The following is a 16,528-nucleotide window of genomic DNA, read 5'->3' as shown; positions in this document are numbered from 1 at the left end:
AAGGAGCTACAGAATTCCGGTCAACTTCCGGTAAGTCTCCAGGGCAAAGGAATCCGTCATGCCGGAAATATAATCAAGCATATGCGCCAGGCGCGCAGCCTCCCCTCCGTTATTTTGGGGCACGTCGGTGCCCTGAAGCATGATGGCGATTTTTTGGGATTGTCCGGAGGACGGATGGTTCACCCATTCCATAAAGAAGTCGATCAATTCGCCCAGAACCTTGTACCCCATGGCTTCCACCTCAATAACCTCCCTGGCGCGGTACACATTCTTGATGGCGTACTGGTACAGGCCGTTCAGCGGGGCGGACAATTCCGAGCTGTCTATCAGGGATTGTTCCATCCTTCCTTGCAGCAGATCTTCCTCGTGGTTCACAAAACTGTCCACAGCGGATTGAATGCTTTTTCCGATGGCGATCGCGCGCATGTAATGGATGCAGGAATCTTTTTCCTTCTTTTCTTCCAGCTCCCGGACATAACGGAGCTGGGATTCCGTCAGGAAAGGACTGAATAAATCCCTGGTGGAAGCAAAATCCAGAAGGCCGGAAAAGTACCCGTCTTCAATATCCGCGATGCGGTAACAGATATCATCCGCAGCCTCCATTAAATACGCCAGGGGATGGCGGCTCCAGCAAAGATGGGCTGCATCAGGTGTGGAACGCGGGATCAGACCCAGATGGGCAGCCATGAAAGAAGCAGCTTCCCTTTCCTGTTCCCCAATGCCGAATTTTTTGCATTCAAGTTTGTTGGCCGCAACTATGCTGCCTTTCTTGACGGCGGCGGAATAGGATTGCGTACAGGGATATTTCATAAAGGCGCCCAAAACGGTTGCCGTCAGTTTCAGGCCGCTGCCCTCCATCGGATCCCCTGTACGTGTCAGGATGCGGAATCCCTGGGCATTACCCTCAAAAGGCAGCTCCAGGCCGTGCCGTTTCAGGGCGGTTTCAATGGCGTCTTCTCCGGAATGGCCGAAGGGCGGATTGCCGATGTCATGGGCCAGGCAGGCGGTAGAAACAATGGTGGCGACATCGGAAGGCATGATAGGTGCGGGCAGGGAACCCTTTTTGGCCAGCCACTCCCCAGCCAGCATGCCGAGGGAGGAACCGATGTGGGCTACCTCCAGGCTGTGGGTCAGGCGGGTACGGACGTAATCATTGCGGCCTAGGGGAAAAACCTGTGTCTTGTCCTGAAGGCGGCGGAACGCGCTGGAAAACAGAATGCGGCCGTAATCCCGGTCATAATTGCTGCGGTTTTTCTGCGGAGACGCCGTGCTCCGATGCCTGGACCCCCAGCGTGCGTCCGACAAAAGCTGCTGCCAATTCATCATCCCTGACATGGTAAAGAAATGCTACAGGGGAATGCCCGGCTGGAACAGAAGAAAATAAGAGAGGGCATTCAATAGGTCAGCGTCAGTCCCGCTCCAATTGCAGGAGCGCCTTGCCGTCCGTGTCAATGCGCGCGTCCGCAATCAGGAGCGTGGGCGGCGTGTGCCGGGCGCGCAGTTTTTTTTGGTGAATCTGGCGTAACATGTCGCGTTCTCCGGCCACCGGGCGGCGGCAAGCAGCACAAAAATGGAGGAAAATGGGAGCCGCGTTTGAATATGAAGGGGGAAAAGCACTGCCTGAAAAGACCTGCTCCTTGAATTTTCCGTTAAAATGGAACGGATGTGATGTGTTATGCTTTTCCCGGGGCTGGGCTGAATCGGGCATGCGGTCCGGAATATAGGCGTCTGGAATTTATTCCTGCGCAGTTTTTTTGAAGGGGATGGGGGCGATCAGGAAAGAGGACAGGATAAGCAGGCAGCCGATGAACAGCAGGAACATGTTGGGATGCTCCCTGAACAGAAGCAGGGAAGTCAGGGCCGCCAGGGGAATTTTAAGATTGTTCATAACCGCCAGCTTCACGGGAGTTACCCGCCGGGCGCCGTAATTCCAGAGGAAAAAACAGACTCCTGAAGCGATGATCCCCAAATAGGCCAGCAGCCACCATTGCTCGGCGGCAATCCCCTGCCAGCAGGCCAGCCCTGACGGCAGGCCGGAGGGCAACGTGACCAGCAGAGCGCCTGCATAGGCATAGGCGAAGCAGGAAGCTTCGCTTCTCCCGAACCGGGAATTTTTCAAGGAAATGTAGGCTATTTGACCTGCCGCGAAACAGAGATTGGAAAGCTGGACAAGAACAATTCCTGTAAACACCCCGTTACCGGCGGAATATCCTTTCCAAAGGATGCCCGCTCCTCCCATGGCCGCAAGAATAGCCGCCGCCAGATGGAGCGGCGGAAGCTGTTTTTTCATCAGACCGTTAATCAGAACCACATAAATCGGCGTGGTGGCTGTAAAAAGGGCAACCTGGTGGGAAGGCAGATAGTGAAAGGCCGCGATATAACAAAGATACATTCCTCCGAACTGGACGGCGCCTATGCCCATCATCCCCAAGGCATGACTGAAAGGAACCCTCCGGACGAAGGGGAGGAAAACGGCAAGCGAGCCGGCCATGCGCGCCATCGCGACAAAGCTGGCAGGGAGGCCGGACAGGCAGTTTCCCAGAAGTCCGAATGACAACGCCCAGATGAAAGACGTGATCAGCAACGCAGACATGCGGGCGGAGCATACGGAGAAAGAGAAGTCAAGTCAATGCCCATACTGTCGGGAGTACGCAACGTTCATCAAGAAAGCAATGGCGCGGTTAAGCTTTTCTCTCAGTAGAAATTAAGCTTTTTGTGTATAAGACTGTTTAATCAGGGTAAGTATGTAATCCATCCTGTCCTCATTTTTTACAGTCAGTTCGTAAGATCCGTTTCCATGATGGCCGATATTGGAAACGTCTCTAGCGAGTTTGTAGGGGTCTTCCAATTTCCCTTTTGGAAGATTGAGCCAGAGTTTCAGTCCTTGTTTCTGTAAGGCGATATCCGTGAAATTTGAACCGTTGACCGTGAAAGCTACATAAAGCTTGGTGGCTTTGATTTCGACGTCCCCTAAATCGAGGATTTTATTTCTGAGGCTGTTGTAAATACCCTGTACCTTTTCCGGAATGTTCTTCAACCGATCCTGCTCCGTGTAAACTACTACTTCTTTGCTGACAGCATCTACATCGCTGTTTTTCGATGAAATTGTTTTGATGCTTTCCGTTGCATTGAGTTTTCGGATTTCCTCAAAACTGATGGTTTGATTGCTGTATCTTTTTATCTCCCACAGAGCAATCGGAAGATCTTTAAAATTAATGGCTTCTTTTTGATAAGAGGTAAAGCCCTGGGAAATAAAAATAACCCGGGATTGAGACCAATCTACGCTACTGCGCTTGAGCGGTTCATTCCGGGCTTCATTGTATTCCAGAATGAAATCGGCTTTATTATTAAGCATTGCAGAAAGATAGGCATAGCCTTGGTCTACAACACTAAAATTTTTATCCTGCTTGTATTCGATGATGACAAAAGCCTTATTTTTTCCGTCAAAAGCCAATGTATCAATTCTCAACCTCTGAACGGAACCGGATATCGTGAATTCGGATTTGACGAATTCCAGCCCAAGCAACGTATTTAAATTTGCTTCCACCAAATGTTGAATTTGCCGTTCCAGCTGGAACGGGATCTCCTTGATTTGGTTCAATATTTCCAGTTTTGAATTTGAATTGAAAAGCGGCATTAAACAGATGTGGGAAGGTTACTTGATCCATACTATCTTTATGAGGGATGGATGACAAGACAATCATCATGAAACAAAATGGGATATCTAACCAATTGAGTATTATCTGCTGACTGTTCTAAATATAAAAACACCCCGGAATATTGAATTCCGGGGTGTTTAGGAAAATGGTACGCGGTACTGGTTTCGAACCAGTGACCCCATGCGTGTGAAGCATGTGCTCTACCACTGAGCTAACCGCGCATTTGCAGTGCGGAGGGAATATATCGTTCGTGCCGGGGATTGGCAAGGAGTTTTTTGAAATCGGGTGAAAAAGGATTTCGCTTTTCCGCCGTCAACAAGTTCCCGGGGGATTGACCGGCGTACTGTCTTCTTCAAGGAACGTTTGGAAAAGTGGAAAGGTGGCTTAATTCCGGCTTGTACAGCATCAACCGTCTTCCTACACTCCGGGCATGAGTTGCACAAGCCCTCCCAGAGCATGGGCCCAGATTGATACCAATGCGCTGAGACACAATTTGAATGTCGTCCGTCGCGTCATGCCGGATCACCGTCTGATGGCTATTGTGAAGGCGGAGGCTTATGGGCACGGTCTGGAAGGGGTGGTGAAGGCCCTGGATGGCGAAGATTGCGCTTTTTTTGGCGTTGCCACGGTGGCGGAGGCCTGCCGGGTGAGGGATGCCGGGGCAATAACATGCCCGTTTATTCTCGGTCCCTGTTTTGCGGGGGAGCGGGAGGAAATTGTGCAGAACGGCTGGCGCGCCGCTCTTTCCAGCATGGAAGAGGCGGAGCATTTCAATTCCCTGGGCGCCCTTTACGGTAAAACCGTCCATGTTCATTTGGGTGTGGATACCGGCATGGGGCGCAGCGGTTTTTTACCGAGCGAATTGCATGGCCTGACGGACAAACTCAAACAGTTCAGTTATCTGGATTTGGAGGGCGTGTTTTCCCATTTATCCGCAGCTTCCGACGATATTTCCTTCACCCACGGGCAGATCAGCGGCTTTACGGAGGCCGTAAACGAACTTTCCCAAGGCCACCGGTACAAGTTTCGGCACCTGTGCAGCAGCGCCGCTGTGTTTAATTACAAGGTTCCCTGCGCCAACATGGTGAGGCTGGGCAGAATCCTGTACGGGTATTCCCCCATGCCGTCTCCCTATAATAAGGAGCTGCGGCCTACCATGACCCTGTACAGCCGCATTACTCTGATACGCACGCTGCCGGGAAATCACGGCGTTTCCTACAACCACTGTTATATAACGAAGGGGAGCACGAAGGTGGCCACTATCGGCATCGGCTATGCGGACGGCTATCTTCAATACCTGTCCAACCAGGGAGCGAGGGTGTATATCAATGGCCAGTACTGTCCTGTTTTGGGCCGTGTGACGATGGACCAGATCATGGTGGACGTTACTTATATGGACCATGTGGAGACCGGAGACCTGGTGGAAATCATGGGGCCAAATGTAAGCTGGGAGGAGTTGACGCGCCGCGCCAATACCATCCCCAGCAACGTTCTGACCAGCATCAGCGCCCGCGTGCCCCGGATTTACGTGTAGGAGGATGCCTGCTGTCAGCTGAAACGGTGCGGATGCCAGGCGATTGGGAGCTGTTGCCTGCCGCCGGAAAAATCAGGGGATTTGTTTGCGGATATCTTGTGCCCCGGCGGGCACGGATGAATGTTTTACCGTACTTTTACCGCTGGCGGATCTTATTCCAGTCTTCCGGCTCCAGAGCGCAGGGATCCGGGGCTACCCAGTGGCCCGGTTCTATTTCCACAGGGGTAAGGTCCGCGCCCACCGTCTCCGGATAGGAGGGGTGCTGGATGCGGTGGCCGAAAGCAGAACCGAGCGGAGGATTGATGGGGGAGGGAACGTCTCCCGGCAGGGGCTGGTGCTTGTTGGCCCTGGCAGGGTCCGGTTCCGGGATTGCGTCCAGAAGAGCCTTGGTGTAAGCGTGTTTGGGGGCTTGGTAGATGGTTTCCGCATCTGACATTTCCACGATTTTACCCAGATACATGACTGCCACGCGGTCGGAGATGTGTTTGACGACCGCCAGATCATGGGCAATGAACAGGTAAGAGAGTTTGCGTTCCTCCTGAAGTTCCAGCAGCAGGTTGAGCACCTGGGATTGGACGGATACGTCAAGGGCGGAAACAGGTTCGTCCAGAATAATGAGGCTGGGATTCAACGTCAGGGCGCGGGCGATGCCGATACGCTGGCGTTGCCCGCCTGAGAATTCAAAGGGGAAGCGGTCAATAGCGCTGTCCGGCAACCCTACGCGGTCCAGCAGGCCGCGCACCCATTCCCGGCGCGCGGCGGGGGTGCCCATGCGGTGGATGACGAAGGGTTCCGCTACGATTTGACCGATGGATTGCCTCTGATTGAGGGATTCCGCAGGATCCTGGAAGACCATCTGGATGTGCGGGCGCAGAGGCCTCATTTTGCGCTGGGAGAGTCTGGCGATATTGTTGCCGTTGAACCGGATGGAGCCCCCGGTGGGTTTCAACAGGCGGACAATGCTTTTACCGATGGTTGATTTTCCGCAGCCGGATTCCCCCACCAGGCCCAGCGTTTCCCCCGGGTAAATATTGAAGGAAACGTCGTCCACAGCCTTGACCCATCCCGCTTGCCGCAGGAAAATTCCGGAGCGGACGGGAAAGTACATTTTCAAATTGTCTACTTGCAAGAGAGGTTCCGGCATGGCTGGGAGAAAAAGAAGTTAAAGGTTGGCGCAACGGGGGCAGGCTTCCACGAAGTGGTCCGGGGATATTTCCACGAGGGGAGGGCGTTCCGTGAGTTCTTCAGCGGGCACGCCCTGCCTTTGGCAGAAGCGGCATCCGGGAACGAAATCCGCAATAGAGGCCACCTGCCCGGGAATGGTGGGCAGTTTGGTTTTCCGCACGGAACTTAGCTGAGGGATGGAGGCCAGCAGTCCCTTGGTGTAAGCATGGCGAGGGTTGGCAAAAAGTTCCCGGACAGGGGCCTTTTCCACCACGCGGCCAGCGTACATGACGACTACGGAGTCACAGCTCTGTGCGATGACGCCCAAGTCATGTGTAATGAGGATGGAGGATGACCCCATTTCCGCCTGAAGATCCTTGAGCAGGGACAGGATTTGAGCCTGAACGGTGACATCCAGGGCCGTGGTCGGTTCATCCGCAATGATGAGTTCCGGATGGCAGGCCAGGGCAATGGCTATGACGACGCGCTGGCGCATGCCGCCGGAGAGCTGATGCGGAAATTCGTCCACACGCTGTTCCGGAGCGGGGATGCGGACGCGCTGCAGGAGCTGGATGGCTGCATCCCGGGCTTCCCTGGTGTTCATTCCCCGGTGGAGCATCAGGGATTCCCCAATTTGCCTTCCGATGCTGTGTACGGGATTGAGCGCCGTCATTGGTTCCTGGAAAATGACGCCGATATGGCGGCCGCGGATGCTGTGCATGTCCGTCTCTTTTGCCTGAACCAGGTCGCGGCCCTTGAACAGAATTTGCCCGTCCAGAATTTTCCCCATGGGCTGAGGCAGCAGCCGGACGATGGACATGGCTGTAACGCTTTTTCCGCAGCCTGATTCCCCTACGATGCCTACGCAGGTGCCTTTGGGGACGGTGAAGCTGACGCCGTCCACCGCTTTCAACAGGCCGGATTCCGTTTCGAAGCCGGTGACCAGGTTCTTGATTTCCAACAGGGGATCGCTCATGTGTTATTTTTCCGTGGCAGAAGGTTCCAGAAGGGCGCCGCTTTCCGGGATGACAGGCACAGACGGCAGCTTGCCGCCTCCATCCTTGTTATCCAGGCTTTCAATGGAGTCCATGTAGCGGTACTGGTCATACACGGCATCCACTTCCTCGAATGTTTTTCCTTCCCGCTTGGCGTCCAGCGTCTCCTTTTTAATATCGTTATCCACCCAGTACAGATAACTTTCCATGGGGTCAAATACGACGGGGTGGCAGAATTGCGTAGTCGCGCTGTTCGGCCATTTGACCCAGCGCCAGTAGCCCAGCCTGATGAATTCCGTGGTCCAGCAGGGAACCCACAGGGCTTCGTCATCAATTTTCTGCTGCACTTTCCACGTGGCCTTTTGGAGTTCGTCTTCCGTGGCTGCGTTTGTTTCTGCGTCCAGCAACTTGTCCATTTCCTTGTCCGCGTAAGCGCAGATGTTATTGGTATAGGTAATAAGGCCACCGCGCTCATCATAGGCGTACCGGGAGTGGAATCCCTGCTCGTTCATCGGATGGGGGGGAGTGAATCCCCATGCCATGAAGGAGGCCTGGGCGCGTTTTTCCATGATTTTGCGGAAAGCTACGGTGGAGTCCAGAGGGTCAAGCTGGATTTCTAGGCCGCACTTGCGCGCGTCTTCCTTCAGCTTGCCCAGGGTGGAAGCCAGGGAAGGAGATGAATTGGGGAAGGTGATGGCTGCGGTGAGCCGGGTGCCGTCCGGCTTGCGGAGGATGCCGTCCGGGCAGGGAATGGTGTAGCCCGCCTTGGCGAAATAAGCGCGGGCCTGTTCCGGGGAATAGGAGCGCGCCTTGATATAAGGGTTGGTGAATTTGCCGAAACCTGAATTGTAGGAATTGAGCCGCTGGTAGTCTCCGCGGAAGGTAATGTCAATAATGTTCTGGATATTAAGCGCGTGCTGGAACCCCCGGCGAACATGGAGGTCATTGAAGGGGGCCTTGGAGGTATTCAGAAAGACTCCGTAAGGAGGGCGGGGGTAAATGGTGTAAAATGTGCTGCGGTTAATGTAGCCGTTGTGGACCTCCGGTATTTCCATGCGTTCGTGCCACAGTTCCGGTTTGGTGATGTTCAAAACGTCCAGCTCTCCGATGCGGAAGAGTTCGATGGCCTTGGAAGGTTCCGCAATGAAGTTGTATACGATTTGATCCACATTATACATGTATTTCGTGAATTTTTTGTCCCTGGCCCACCAGTCCGCCACGCGTTGGAGCGTTACCTGGCGGCCGCGGATGATGCCGTCCGGCTTGACAACGTAAGCACCCGTGGTGGGCGGTACGCGCCACTGGTAGCGTTCCACGTAGTTGGGGCCGAACTCGCAGTAAAAGTGCGGAGGGGAAGGAATGAACAGCGTGCAGTAGTACGGGAGCAGAGGTTTGGCGAAGGGGAGCGTGATTGAAAAGCGGCTGTCGTCGTAAATGGTGATGTTGGAAGCGTTCTGGTAGAAAAAGTTGTTATAGAACACATCCCGGCTGTATTCCGAAGTGCGGATGTACATGTTCACCAGGAGGTCGATGGCCTTTACCTTGGCTCCGTCCGTATAGCGGGCATCCGGATCCAGTTCAAAGTAAACGGTGCGCCTGTCTGGGGATTCCGCCCATTTATGAGCGATTCCAGGAATGATTTTTCCCGTAACCGGATGGATGGAAACGAGGCCGATGATGATTTCATCATACAGGGGGCCACGGAAGCCGCTGTTGCTGTTCGGGCCGTTGGGCCGGAATGTGTCCGGATAGGAGCCGGGGGCCCACTGGCGCAGCACGCCTCCTTTTTTGGCATTCGGATCTCCTATTTCCGGATTGTCCAGTCCATCTTCCCATTTCAGGTCTTGGGGAATGTCCGCCGGGGTTTTGAATTTAATGTAGTCGCCTTCCGTCTGCCTGCGGTGAATGACGGACAGGGCTGCTTCATCCGCAATGAGTTTGCTTTGCAGTTTTTCCCTGACTTTAGAATCTTCCTCCTTGAAAAATTTGTCCCGGAGTTCCCGTATTTCCTTTTGCTTGGCGGCTTCCTCACGGGCCAGGCGGTCATTGATCTGTTTGTTCCATCGTTCCGGGAAGGAATCAAATCCCGGAGGGAGCGTGCCGAAAGGCACGTTTGGCTGCCAGCCAGCTCCCTGGGATTGAGAGGAATCCTTGCAACCGGCTCCGGCTGTCAGCAAAAGAGATAGCGTCACGGAAGAAAGGATGGAGCGGAAGATGGTGGACAGCTTGAGCATAGGGAATGGCAAAACAGGAATCTTTTATTTATAAGTAGTGAATTTTTTGGGGTCAAAGGCTTCACGGACAGCCTCTCCGATAAAGGTGACGAGCAGGAGGGTAATCACCAGGGCGGAAAAGGCGGAGGTGACCACCCAGCTGGCGGAAAGATCCGCCAGTCCGTCATTGAGCAGGCGGCCCCAGCTGGCGTATGTGTCAGGAAGGCCGAAGCCCAGATAATCCAGGGAAGCCAGAGCCAGAATGAGGGCGGAAACGCTGAACGGAACCAGAGTGACCAGAATGGCGACCAGGTTGGGCAGGATATGGACAAAAAGAATACGGCTGGTGGAAGCCCCAAGCACGCGGGCCGCCGCTACGTAGTCGCGCGCTTTTTCCTTCATGGTGGAGGTTCTGAGCTGGTAGGTCATGGACATCCACCCGAACATGATGAGAAGGCTGATGATCAGGAACATGCCCTTCATGTGAAGGGGAACCATATCTGAAATAATCATGATGATGAAAAGGAAGGGAACCTGGGAGAAGATTTCTATGAGGCGTTGCATGCCGAGGTCAAACATGCCGCCGAAGTATCCCATCATCATTCCGAAAGTGATGCCGATAAAATATACGATAGGAAGGTAGAATAGGGCGGCTTTCATATTTACCTGGAGGCCGCCGTACAGATAGGCCAGGATGTCCGCCCCCTGGGTATTGGTGCCAAGCAGGTGGCCCCCCTTGAGGGGCGGGGAGGGGTGGTAGAAGATACGGCTGATTTTATGTTCATCCGTCTGTTTCAGGAATTCTTCCTTGGTGCCGGGGCCGCTGTAATGTTCCGCCACAATTTGGTTGTTTTCATACGTGGCGCTGTACACCTCCGTTCTGTCTTCCAGCCATCCGGTGGCCCGGTCCACTTTCTTTCCTTTGCGGAATTTGTAGCTGATGTGGGGTAGGGCTTCTTCATCCTTATGCAAGCGGGAGGCCAAACCGGAATACGGCTTGCCGCCGGGCTCGCAGACGAGGCCGTCTTCATTCACCATCAAAGCTTCCGAACCGGGGTTGGTGGAATCTCCCGTGGGATCGTACGGAACCAGGGGCATGATGACAAGGGAGGGTTTTCCCGGCTGGCCTGCCTGTTTTTTCAGTTCGCGGTAGTTGGCTTCCGCATCCGCAAAATCTCCGGTCTGTCCAAATGTAGAACCCTTGTATACTTTGCGCATAATGGCCGGAAAGTACCAGGAGCCGTCCTGAACGACAAGGAGGGCCCGCTTGCCCACCAAGCACTGGTCCATACAGGCCAGCAGCGTTAATACAAGCAAAATGATGAGGGATACATAGCCGCGGGAGATGCTTTTAAAACGCTGGATGCGGCGCCTGGTGATCGGCGTTGGATGGAACCTCCGGGGGCCTTTCAGCATGAGCCAGAAACCGAGGCCTCCCATGACCAGCACGCAAACCCAGCCAAACCACAGGAATTTCCCCTGAGGCGTCAGAAGGCCGCTGTTGTTCTGGTCCGTACAGACGATGTTGAGCATGCTCATTTCCCGCGAGACGGTGAAGGGCCAGCTTAACGTGGGCAGGAGCAGCCCGCACAGCTCTCCCGCGGCAGTAAGCACCGCCAGGATGACCAAAAGGTATGCCAGTTTTCTAACCATGTGTATTATTCAAATTTGATGCGCGGGTCTACCGCGGCCACGATGATATCGGAGAGAAGGTTGCCCAGCACCATCAGGAAGGAGGTAAGCAGCAGCGTACCCATGATCAGGGCGTAATCCTTGTCCATCAGAGCCTGGTAACTCAGCATCCCGAATCCCTGGATATCGAAAACCTTTTCCACCAGCATGGAGCCGGCCACAATCAGACTGATGAGGCTGCCCAGAGTGGAAGCAATGGGTATAAAGGAGTTGCGGAAGGCATGCTTGATGACGGCCCCTCTGAAACTCACGCCCTTGGCCATGGCCGTCCTGATGTAGTCCGCGGAAAGGTTATCCATCAGGTTGTTTTTCATCATCATGGTGGTGATGGCAAAGGAGCTGACTACATAGCAAATCAGTGGAAGCACCGTATGGTGCAGCAGGTCTCCGGCCTGTTGCCAGAACCCCATGTCCGCAAAGTCCGGAGACGTCAGCCCGCAGAGCGGAAACCATTCCAGCCGAGCGCCCAGATACACCACCAGTACGGCGCCCAAAGCAAATCCAGGCACGGAGTATCCCAGGAAAATCAGGACGGAAGAGATGTTGTCCACCAGGCTTTTATGGCGGATGGCCTTTACTACCCCAAGGGGAATGCAGACGGAGTAGGTAATAATGGCGCTCAGGATGCCGAAGTACAGGGAAACGGGAATGCGTTCCTTGATCATGTCCCATACGGGTTCATTGTACTTAAACGAATTGCCCATAGTGCCCTGGAGCAGCCCGTCAAAACTGGTCTTGTACATAACGGCCCGCCACGCATAGCCCCGGGCCTTGTCGCGGACGGCCTCCGTATTATCCGTCTGCCTCATGCGGCGCGCCCAGCGTTCGGCGCGGTCCATGGGGGATTCTATATCCACGGTCCAGCCTTCTGAAGAGGCTTTCCGGGACGGCGTGCCGGAAAAGAAAGCATCTTTCACGCTGCCGGAATCCTTGTCCTGGCGAACGACGACGACTTGTTCTCCTGTTTCATTCAGGTTGATCCGTGTATGCGTATCGGAAATACCGGAATATTCATCCTCCTTGTCTTCCTCTCCCGCTCCGCCGATTTCTCCGAATTCCTCACGGGAAATGAAAATCTTTTTGGGCAGGACGCCCAGCCATTGCAGATAAGCCGTGATGATAGGCTCCTGCAGGCTGTACTGTTCTTCCAGCCGCTCCATATCCGCTTCACTCAGGTTATTGTCGCCGCGCTGGGAGCCGGCTTTCTGTCCGGACAGGGCGCTCATGCTTTGCTGCTGCATCATCTGCTCAATGGGACCTCCCGGAACAAAACGGGTTATGCAAAAGACGAGAAACGTAACCCCCAGAAGCGTCAAGGGCATGAGAAGGAGTCGTCTGATGATATAGGTCTTCATTCGTCGCGCTGAACTCTACCGGTTTGTGGAAGGTGAGGCAAGTAGCAATACAAATTTGTGAGCCTTTGCTAACATGAAGCATGGCCCTGTTCTTCTTAAGATGAAAGGGAAACAATAAAATACGGCAAATTCCCATTCATCTTCCTGAATGGCCTTTCGAGAGGCGGGGAATATTACATTCCTTCTCCCAGCCGGCGCGCCAGCATGTCCGGAAGGCCGGCAGCCAGAATGCGTCTTTGGGCCTCCTCTACATCGTATTCCACGCGGCGCTGGTAGTACACCATGCTGTCTTCGTCAAAAACGCCGTAGGCGGCGCGGGGATCGCCGTCTCTGGGCTGGCCCACGGAACCCACATTAATCAGATATTTGTTAGTTTTAAGAAGCTGAATATCCCCGGATTCATATTCATGGATGCTTCCTTCATGGCGGATAAATGTGCGGGGAACGTGCGTGTGTCCGTTAAAGCACAGGAATTGATTGTCACGCAGCATATTGACGCTGTGGGTGGCCGTATCTACATTCGTGACATAAGCCCAGGAGTTTGGTTTGTCCTGTGTGGCGTGCACCAGAACGATTTCATTAGGGAGAATGCGCTGGAAAGGAGCGCGGCGAAGCCACTTTTTCTGTTCTTCGGAAAGTTGCTGCCGCGTCCACATCAGGGCATTATACGCCACAGGGTTCATTCCCGTCGGATTGTTTTCTCTAATGGCTTCCTCATCATGATTGCCGCGCACGGTGGGAATCTGGAGGCTGCGGATGAATTCAAGGCATTCGGACGGATTAGCGTTATAGCCCACAACATCTCCCAGGCAGTAAACGGCGTTGCACTGAAGCTGTTCTATATCTTTCATTACTGCTTCCAGAGCGGGCAGATTGGCATGGATGTCACTAATCAGGGCTATTCTACTCATGGTATTGCAAGCAAAGAGCATAGCACTTTGGGCAGGTTTTGCCAAGCGCGTTTGCTCACAGGAAATCATGGTTGTGGCACAGGGTCCCGTCCCTCCCATGTACCCTTATTTGCGTCTGTTTACTTTACTCGCCTTTTGCCGGAGGCAAGGATTCCAGGGCTTCTCTCAGCCCGTCTACCGGATACTTCAGGGAATTGGCCAGATGGCTGGTCATCAGGTCACGGGCGATCTCATCCGTAGGAAACAGTTCCCGGAAGGGAATGCGCTCCTTTTCCGGTATGTTCAGCCTGTTTTCCAGAACAAAAATATTACTCACCAGGCTGGGGGTCCTGTTGCGGGGATCCTTGAATAACTCCCGGCCCAGTTCCAGAGCTTCTTTGGATTTGGAAGGAACACGGACGAGCGCATAAAATTCTTTGCGGGCCGTAAGGGGAGGCGCTCCCAAATCCCGTGCCTTGCGGTAGGCTTCCGCCGCCTTTTCAAAGTCCGGCTGCCGGTAGGTATCGCTGTACATGTTGCCCAGCAGGGATTGAAGGTACCAGCTGTCAGGATTGGCGTTGATGCCTTTTTCCAGGAAGCGGCGCCCCTTTTGAATGTATTTGCGGAAGCCTTCCCGGCGTTCCATGGGAGAAAGACGTTTATTGTCCAGATAACTGGAGGAAGCGTTATTGCCCAAATGCCACGATCCGTTGTCCCAGTAGAAATCGGAGTGAGGAGCGAGAGCAGTAACCTGGTTGTAGCGGCGTTCCAGGTTGGCCCAGTCGGAAATCAGGAAACAGTCGAAAGCTTCCATGCTCAGCACGGCCGCCACCAGGGAGCGGAGCCCTCCCAGGGAGACCATGGCGAGTTGTTGTTCCAGATAATCGGAAGAGGAAAACTCTGCCGGATTATCCAGCAGCCCCGCCGCCTTTTCCTGTTCCAGAATATGATTCTGCAAAGGCAGGCGGATCATGCCGAAGCCCAGCAGGGCAATGATGAAAATGACGATGGTCTTCAGCATAGTTTTACAAAATTTGAGAAAGCTATTGTTCTTCAGAAAGGCATAGCTCCTTGATACCTATTTCTTTTAAATAAGAATAAATACCATCATAAAAGGAGGACTGACGAGTCAAATCTTCGTCACATCCTTTTGGAATGAAAATAACAAACCCTTGGCGTGCTCGTGTTAATAAAACACGGTAAGTATTTTTAAGATAGATTTGTGCATCTTTTTTATGAACTTTTTTCCAACTAGAACCTTTAAAATTATAGGCTTTAAAATGTCCTTTTTCTATACGATAGTCTGCATCCCATGCAACGATTGCCCAATCAATTTCAAGACCTTGAATATCAAATTCAGTTGCCGTTTCTTCTAGGAAGAAGGAAGAGCGTACATCTTCTTTATCGTTTAAAAACCAATTTTCTGCATGAATACTGTTCTGTACCCAAATACCAAATTGGCGTAGACGTTTGGCACCTGAACTAGAAATGAGCCCATAACGTTCTGTACCTCGGGATTTATTTTGTACCCATTGTTTGGCTTTTTCTAGGCTACGCGTAATTACAATAGGATAATTAATTGAGAGCGCTGGATAGAGTTGTTGAGCTACTGGTAAGTTTTCGTCCAATAGAGATTTTACAAACGCTGAAACTTTTTCATTCCGGAAAGAACGAAGTGAGACAGAAAGATGAAGGCTTTTTTCCTGATAAAGATGTAATCCTGTAAAGAGAGATTCAAGTGACTTTCCTCGCGTATATTCTACATCAGAGATTTGAGGGGACACATAAACATTCCAATGGGGGAAATGGTTTCTTAGTGCATCAAACCAAGCTAAAAGGCCAGCTTCTCCAGTATGTATTTCTTGGCCACCTCCAATTAGACAAATGATTACAGCCCAATCTTGATGACGATCCATTACACTAATGAGAAATTCAGGTTCAGACATGTTCCAGGAGGGAACATGTCGTTTTAACATAAATTTAGCTGTTTGCTCTTTTGTCCAAGCACGTTGTGCTTCGTCAAAAATAGTTACTTTTTCCGCAGGAATTTGTTCGGAAGGAGGTAGATAAGTATCACGAAAATGATGGATATTTTGAATAAAGGCAGCAACTTTTCTTTTAGATGTTGTTTTTGTTATTTCTCCTTTACAGCGTTTAATTTCATCTCGTACTAGAGCTTCTCGCAGGACAGCAACCAAAGGACCATTACCGGAAAGAAAGACTGCATGTTCTTGTTTATCGTATTGATGCCGTTCATTTGCAATATTAAGGCCTACCAACGTTTTTCCGGCACCAGGTACGCCAGTAACAAAACAAATGGATTTTTGATGATGCTGTTTACTTTGTTCAATAATACGGTTTAGTACCTTTGTTGTGAGACTAAGATTGTAAGCTCCGGCACTACTACGTGAAATTTCTTTGACGCCATGTCCACGATAGAGCGCTTGAGCTGCTTCAATAATCGTTGGAGCGGGCATGTATGGTGAAGTTAACCATTGTCCAAAATGGAATTCGTCATCACGCAGAGTGCTAGTGAGTTTTGTTAAAATAGGACCTAAGGTATTATCATTGCAGAGGATAGGGAGATAAACTCCATCTGGATTCATTAAAAGTTGATAATCTTTAGAAGGAGCATGAGTGCAAACTACCAGAGGAACAATTTTCTTTTGAAAACTTTCTTGATGGAAATTTTTTAATGCTAGTGCATAATCTACAACCTGATCAGTAGCATGTCTTGGATAAGATGATTCTCCTACTTTAAATTCAAGGATATAGAGAATACCAGCACAAGCGATGACGACATCTATTCGCTCTCCGATGCGAGGAATAGTGTATTCAAGGGCTATGGATCCATCGGGAACACTTTTAAGAACGCGTTGGAGTAATCTAATTTCGTGAACAAAAGAATTACGTGAATTTTGATCTAAAGGAAATGGGGTATGGAGAGCAATTTGCCCTAAAATTTCTTCTAGAGTTTGGGTGCAAAAAGATTGTAGGTCATTGGAATAATAAGACCTTTGTATCAT

At 52.0% G+C, this 16,528-nt stretch carries 12 protein-coding genes and 1 tRNA gene; 1 reads left to right on the top strand and 12 read right to left on the bottom strand.

Going from position 1 to position 16,528, the window contains the following annotated elements:
- Positions 1 to 6 precede the first annotated feature (6 nt).
- The 4 genes from dgt to B3075_RS01255 form a co-directional block, all read right to left on the bottom strand.
- The gene (dgt, locus tag B3075_RS01270; RefSeq protein ID WP_290488744.1) at positions 7 to 1,335 is read right to left on the bottom strand and encodes a dGTP triphosphohydrolase; all 1,329 of its coding nucleotides are present in this window, start codon (positions 1,333 to 1,335) and stop codon (positions 7 to 9) included.
- Between the two features lie 400 nt (positions 1,336 to 1,735).
- Positions 1,736 to 2,593 carry an EamA family transporter gene (locus B3075_RS01265; RefSeq protein WP_290488742.1) on the bottom strand — a complete coding sequence of 286 codons (858 nt, stop codon included), beginning with the start codon at positions 2,591 to 2,593 and terminating at the stop codon, positions 1,736 to 1,738.
- Positions 2,594 to 2,704: 111 nt separating this feature from the next.
- Positions 2,705 to 3,637 carry a DUF5655 domain-containing protein gene (locus B3075_RS01260; protein WP_290488741.1) on the bottom strand — a complete coding sequence of 311 codons (933 nt, stop codon included), beginning with the start codon at positions 3,635 to 3,637 and terminating at the stop codon, positions 2,705 to 2,707.
- Positions 3,638 to 3,805: 168 nt separating this feature from the next.
- Positions 3,806 to 3,880, bottom strand: a tRNA-Val gene (locus tag B3075_RS01255).
- Between the two features lie 209 nt (positions 3,881 to 4,089).
- On the opposite strand from B3075_RS01255, the gene alr reads away from it, so the two are divergent.
- On the top strand, positions 4,090 to 5,193 hold the full coding sequence (gene alr / locus B3075_RS01250; protein WP_290488739.1) for an alanine racemase: 1,104 nt from the start codon (positions 4,090 to 4,092) through the stop codon (positions 5,191 to 5,193).
- 136 nt (positions 5,194 to 5,329) lie between these two features.
- On the opposite strand, the gene B3075_RS01245 is transcribed toward alr, so the two are convergent.
- The 8 genes from B3075_RS01245 to B3075_RS01210 all read right to left on the bottom strand — a co-directional run bounded on the left by B3075_RS01245 (position 5,330) and on the right by B3075_RS01210 (position 16,528).
- Positions 5,330 to 6,337, bottom strand: coding sequence for an ABC transporter ATP-binding protein (locus B3075_RS01245; RefSeq protein ID WP_290488737.1), 1,008 nt, complete (start codon positions 6,335 to 6,337; stop codon positions 5,330 to 5,332).
- A gap of 18 nt (positions 6,338 to 6,355) precedes the next feature.
- A complete protein-coding gene (locus tag B3075_RS01240) occupies positions 6,356 to 7,333 on the bottom strand; it encodes an ABC transporter ATP-binding protein (RefSeq protein ID WP_290488736.1) in 978 nt (325 codons plus the stop codon).
- A 3-nt stretch (positions 7,334 to 7,336) separates the two neighbouring features.
- Positions 7,337 to 9,586: an extracellular solute-binding protein gene (locus tag B3075_RS01235; protein ID WP_290488734.1), complete on the bottom strand. Its 2,250-nt coding sequence runs from the start codon at positions 9,584 to 9,586 to the stop codon at positions 7,337 to 7,339.
- 24 nt (positions 9,587 to 9,610) lie between these two features.
- Positions 9,611 to 11,218 (bottom strand): ABC transporter permease subunit, encoded by a 1,608-nt coding sequence (locus B3075_RS01230; RefSeq protein ID WP_094137098.1) that lies wholly within the window; start codon positions 11,216 to 11,218, stop codon positions 9,611 to 9,613.
- A gap of 5 nt (positions 11,219 to 11,223) precedes the next feature.
- On the bottom strand, positions 11,224 to 12,612 hold the full coding sequence (locus B3075_RS01225; RefSeq protein WP_290491991.1) for an ABC transporter permease: 1,389 nt from the start codon (positions 12,610 to 12,612) through the stop codon (positions 11,224 to 11,226).
- Positions 12,613 to 12,785: 173 nt separating this feature from the next.
- Complete coding sequence (locus tag B3075_RS01220) at positions 12,786 to 13,523, bottom strand: metallophosphoesterase family protein (RefSeq protein ID WP_290488730.1); 738 nt, start codon at positions 13,521 to 13,523, stop codon at positions 12,786 to 12,788.
- A gap of 124 nt (positions 13,524 to 13,647) precedes the next feature.
- A complete protein-coding gene (locus B3075_RS01215; RefSeq protein WP_290488728.1) occupies positions 13,648 to 14,523 on the bottom strand; it encodes a hypothetical protein in 876 nt (291 codons plus the stop codon).
- Positions 14,524 to 14,545: 22 nt separating this feature from the next.
- Positions 14,546 to 16,528, bottom strand: coding sequence for a DUF2075 domain-containing protein (locus B3075_RS01210; protein WP_290488726.1), 1,983 nt, complete (start codon positions 16,526 to 16,528; stop codon positions 14,546 to 14,548).

The organism is Akkermansia sp. UBA7090, assembly GCF_002493465.1.
GTDB lineage: Bacteria > Verrucomicrobiota > Verrucomicrobiia > Verrucomicrobiales > Akkermansiaceae > Akkermansia > Akkermansia muciniphila_A.
The sequence above is the reverse complement of the archived record's forward strand: the minus strand, read 5'-3'. Positions and strand labels throughout refer to the sequence as shown.

Bases quoted from the DNA above. Each gene is read 5' to 3' on its own strand.
- dgt (WP_290488744.1), bottom strand. From the start codon at position 1,335: ATGTCAGGGATGATGAATTGGCAGCAGCTTTTGTCGGACGCACGCTGG.
- B3075_RS01265 (WP_290488742.1), bottom strand. From the start codon at position 2,593: ATGTCTGCGTTGCTGATCACGTCTTTCATCTGGGCGTTGTCATTCGGA.
- B3075_RS01260 (WP_290488741.1), bottom strand. From the start codon at position 3,637: ATGCCGCTTTTCAATTCAAATTCAAAACTGGAAATATTGAACCAAATC.
- alr (WP_290488739.1), top strand. From the start codon at position 4,090: ATGAGTTGCACAAGCCCTCCCAGAGCATGGGCCCAGATTGATACCAAT.
- B3075_RS01245 (WP_290488737.1), bottom strand. From the start codon at position 6,337: ATGCCGGAACCTCTCTTGCAAGTAGACAATTTGAAAATGTACTTTCCC.
- B3075_RS01240 (WP_290488736.1), bottom strand. From the start codon at position 7,333: ATGAGCGATCCCCTGTTGGAAATCAAGAACCTGGTCACCGGCTTCGAA.
- B3075_RS01235 (WP_290488734.1), bottom strand. From the start codon at position 9,586: ATGCTCAAGCTGTCCACCATCTTCCGCTCCATCCTTTCTTCCGTGACG.
- B3075_RS01230 (WP_094137098.1), bottom strand. From the start codon at position 11,218: ATGGTTAGAAAACTGGCATACCTTTTGGTCATCCTGGCGGTGCTTACT.
- B3075_RS01225 (WP_290491991.1), bottom strand. From the start codon at position 12,612: ATGAAGACCTATATCATCAGACGACTCCTTCTCATGCCCTTGACGCTT.
- B3075_RS01220 (WP_290488730.1), bottom strand. From the start codon at position 13,523: ATGAGTAGAATAGCCCTGATTAGTGACATCCATGCCAATCTGCCCGCT.
- B3075_RS01215 (WP_290488728.1), bottom strand. From the start codon at position 14,523: ATGCTGAAGACCATCGTCATTTTCATCATTGCCCTGCTGGGCTTCGGC.
- B3075_RS01210 (WP_290488726.1), bottom strand. From the start codon at position 16,528: ATGATACAAAGGTCTTATTATTCCAATGACCTACAATCTTTTTGCACC.